Raw genomic sequence first — 4,224 nt, 5'->3', positions numbered from 1 at the left:
AATTTACTATGCCACTACAGAGATCTTCATCACTGCATAGTTGTCGCGTTCAAAGGAAGTACAATTATCGATGTATTCAGGGCTGTAGTTGTGGTTTTTAGTTTCGTCACCGGACGGTGAAAAATCGGGGATATCGATGAGGAAAAGCAAACGACTCTGTGTTCCAAGCATCACATTGCCAGGATGGATGTCCCCGTGAGAAACCCCCAGTCCGTGCAAGTGCTCAACGGCGGCGACAAACTTATCAATGAGGTCGATTTTTTCATCATCCGGAACCACCATTTTATCCCAGGTTTCTCCCTGTACCTGATCCGTGACCATGTACAGACTTGATGATTTGGATGCAATACCGAATTCACGAATTTCAGGCAGATACGTTGGTTTAACTAAAGAAAGCTGCTCAACCTGTTTTAAAAACTTCATAACCTGGAAGTTTATTGACGGATCGTCTCCCTGCCCCCCCACGTTCAGCCAAGCCTTCACGACCCTTCCACCCGAGATATAGACTTCTTTGTCGGATGTTTCTACCAGAAAGTCATCGTCTTCCCGGTACTGACGAGAGTGGTTGATAGCATGCCGGTAAGGGTCAAGCTCAGTATCATCAAATGTTGGGATAGCCTTGCCCGCAGGTTCGGCCTGTTTCAGGACATCAAAGAATTCAGTCGCGGAAGCAAATTTTGCAGCAACGGCATCCAGTAATACATATGAATACCAGTGTTGGCTGTTTAGCATATTGTCCTGTACTACCTTCAGACTCTTTGGCGACATGCGCTTACCGCTTAACAAGTGCCAGGCTACAAGGCCCAGGGCATGAACATCCTGCTGAAAAGGCGTAAGCTCGCCCTCATCAAGCATGTCTTTTACCTCGACTGCACCTACGGATAAGAGCTTACGGTAATCGCCGACTGTTCCGGCTGGCCGGTGGTATGCCGAAATAAAGTTCGAAAGGGCAACTTCTTTTGAAGGTGAAATCCACAGGCTGTGATCGGCGATATCCCTGTGCGCAATTTTCATCTCATGGAGATCGCTAAACTTAGCAATGAGCAGTTTAACCACATTCAAGCGATCAATATCAGAAAACGCCTTGCCATATTTTCCGATAAATTCGTTAAACCGGACATGACCCGGCGGAAGCTCATAGACTTCGCTGTACTCGGCCGTCACCTCGTCTTTCTGAAAACTCGTCAGAGACCTCAGGCAGTGGTTATACAGGTCACGGTTCTGGTGATTGATGTGCTGTAACACTTCGCGCTCACGTGAAACGATCTGAGCTCGTCCTTCCGGGGTGTTCGCTTTCGTTCCCGCGATATTCCTAAAATCCCACACTCTGAGTAGCGCTTCGCTGTTCGTTGATATCTCAGATTTTGCCAGATATTCCCGATACGCCTTTTTAGGATGTTCGAAAATCATATCCTTAGCTTCGTAGCCATTAACTCTCAGGGCTTTTGGTGCCGTCTGAGGCCCCAGGAACAGGTTATCAAAAAGAGGAAAATCCTTGTTAAGAACCTCGGAGCCTCGATGCGGTTTGAAGTAGCTATTGAATGTCCTGCGATCGGCAAACTTCAGAAAATCTTTTAACGAGATCGTATGATGGAGTTGTTCCTCCGGCAGCACGCTGAAGTCCGCATTGCCGGTCATCACAACAAAGAAATGAACAATCGGGGTATAGCCTTTGTTCGTAAAACGGTCTACCAGACGCTTGAGTTTGTTGTCCAGCATGAATTTTTTGCCACGGGTCACGCTTACGGGCGAGCGCCCCATGTTCTTGTCACCCTTATACCAGGTATCTCCGCGCGCGGTTACAGGCTGATGGTTCCAGTCTTTAAGTTCAACAATGATCACGTTGCAGTGTGTGACAATAACTAAATCGAATTCACCCTCTATTTTTGCCTCAACAAATCGAAAACCTGCATAACCTTTCCAGGGGAACATTCCATTGCCGGTAAAACCATAGCTTTGTAGTTGCTCACCAATTGAGCCGCCACGGACAGGCTTGTCAGACTTAGATACGTTGACTGAAAAAGCAGCCTTTATTTTCTCGATAGCCAACACTTCCTGCTCTTGTAAGCCACCATCCCACATTTCAACTTCCAACGGAGTTCCCCTTAGATTTCAGTCTAAATTTGCTTAGAAAGCAGGTCATTAAAAACAGAAGGTTTTATTTGACAATCATATTCAGATAACGCTTTCTAACATCGAGTGTCACACGCTCGTTGAACTCAAATGAAAGCACACCGCCGTAGACCCAGTCTGGATTTGCTTCACTCACGTAATCACAAGCCTGAAAATCCCCGTAGTGCTTCTCCCACAGGTAATCGTGCAGGTGAAAAAAGAAATCCTCAAAATTGATACCATAATAACATTCAGACAATAATTGTGACTCCACATGACGCTCTCGTTTTTCAGAACCAAATACGGCATCAAGATAGTTCAAAGCACCTTTTTCAATCTGTCTGAGCCTTTCTTTTGTTGTGTCGTGGCGGCACTGGAAGGCACAGAACAGGTAATATCGGGGGTTGGCGGAACTGGATGATCGGGAACCCATATTTTTCATCGTTATCCCTACCTTTGCAAAGGTGGGGTCAGCGACGTCAGCCCCTAGGTAAACCCAGATGTCGCGGGACTCGAAATTCAGCTTATCGCGTTCCATGACGTAAGCCATTTTGTAGTCGTCGTCAGGAATAGGCAGGTCGTATGACTGCTGTGGTTTTTTCATGGTTCATTCTCAGCGTGAGTCTAAAGTGAAATACTATATAACAGGCAGGGGGAAATGCCCTGAATAAAGTTGGAATAACTGTATTTGAAGAGCGCAACAAAATGCATAATTAATTAACCCTGCAGCATGACAGTATTGATTACCCAGGTTGCATTAACTTTCAACCTCAACCAGAGGCCCATCATAAGCGGCTGTTACTTCGAGTATAAGCAACATCAGTCCCTCCGACTTGGCCCTGCCTTTTATGTTTTTAATAATGTCACTATAAGCATAATGACGATCAGGGGAATTTTCATTTAGGATATTGTCTATACCCTTAACACTTAATTTTTTCAACTGTGCCTTTATAACGTTCTCGATATCGCGGCGCCCCATTTCAATTTGATTTGGATGAAAATCAAAAAACTTCCCCGTCAATTATTTCATTGATAACAGAGGAGTGCCAAACAATCCCAACCTGCGGGCCAGCCTTATCAGTAACACCGACGCTGCCAACATAGATCCCTGCATGAATAGCAGCAACGCGACCAATATTAATGTTGCAACCAAGTATATTCACACCCCCTTTATTATTATAATAAAATACTGAAGCACCGGGCATCCCACTACTTGAAGCACTGTCAATTAAAAACCTCCTTGCATTTTTCCATTGTAATTTTGGATTTGTAACTATTGTGGCTCTTTTCCACAAACTTGTGTGCAATTCAATATTGTAGCCTTCGTAACATCCAACAAAGCGTAATCAATTCCACTTCCCGGATTAGAAAAAATGTTGGGTTTAGATTTGCTTTTGGCTGTTTCGAAATCAAAAGCAGGATTCGCCAGTAAATGTACACCAGCATCAAGGAGTATTTCAAACATCCCGTTTTTCGAAGCAACATACCCCTCATCACCAACAGCGTAACTTATAGCGCTTAACCAGTCATGTTTTCCTAGTAGATAAGATAAAGCACCGGAATGTGAACAGACTATCTTTTTATTAACAGAACTCTGTATCTCCTTCCTTTTTCCAGTATCTGCAACAATAGCATCACAGGCTATCTCTACCTCATAAATATAAGCATTTGTAGAATTCTGTCGGTGTTTTGAGAAGCTTAGTGCATGGGTTTTAGCTGCTGCAAAGGTGTCAGTCAACCATATGCAATTAACAGGGGTATCAAGTTCACCTTTGCCAGTGACACCGATACGAAATTGCTTAATGCCTGGCACGATAGTTCCATGATACAAAATCATAAAATCCTCAACTAGTTAAAAACTTCCTTTCAGCCCAGAGTAATATTCATATAGGTATTTTCAATACGCCATTTTTGTAGGTTCTTAGATATCAATCAGAAATCACGCATGAATGAATTCTTTTGAATGACATCGCCATATAATTATCTTTAAAATATTTTTTATTATCTCTGACCCCAGTAACTTTTCCCTTTCCACGTTACCGTTAATCCATCACTGGTCTTTGTTAGTTGACCCTGTGCCACAATGTGAGAGGTGATCTGTCCTTGATTTAG

Annotated in this window: 3 protein-coding genes and 1 pseudogene; all 4 read right to left on the bottom strand. The window is 43.7% G+C overall.

Annotation, left to right across the window (positions count from 1 at the left end):
* Positions 1 to 18 precede the first annotated feature (18 nt).
* Positions 19 to 2,082, bottom strand: a pseudogene (locus OI69_RS18410) (NERD domain-containing protein); the annotation flags it as partial.
* Between the two features lie 76 nt (positions 2,083 to 2,158).
* Positions 2,159 to 2,716, bottom strand: a complete 558-nt coding sequence (locus OI69_RS18405) for a hypothetical protein (RefSeq protein ID WP_039353980.1) — start codon at positions 2,714 to 2,716, stop codon at positions 2,159 to 2,161.
* Positions 2,717 to 2,869: 153 nt separating this feature from the next.
* On the bottom strand, positions 2,870 to 3,133 hold the full coding sequence (locus OI69_RS18900) for a hypothetical protein (protein ID WP_154715585.1): 264 nt from the start codon (positions 3,131 to 3,133) through the stop codon (positions 2,870 to 2,872).
* Positions 3,134 to 3,385: 252 nt separating this feature from the next.
* Positions 3,386 to 3,949 (bottom strand): hypothetical protein, encoded by a 564-nt coding sequence (locus tag OI69_RS18395; protein ID WP_039353977.1) that lies wholly within the window; start codon positions 3,947 to 3,949, stop codon positions 3,386 to 3,388.
* Positions 3,950 to 4,224 lie beyond the last annotated feature (275 nt).

It is taken from the genome of Pectobacterium fontis (assembly GCF_000803215.1).
Classification (GTDB): domain Bacteria; phylum Pseudomonadota; class Gammaproteobacteria; order Enterobacterales; family Enterobacteriaceae; genus Pectobacterium; species Pectobacterium fontis.
This window is presented reverse-complemented; position numbering and strand designations above follow the sequence as displayed.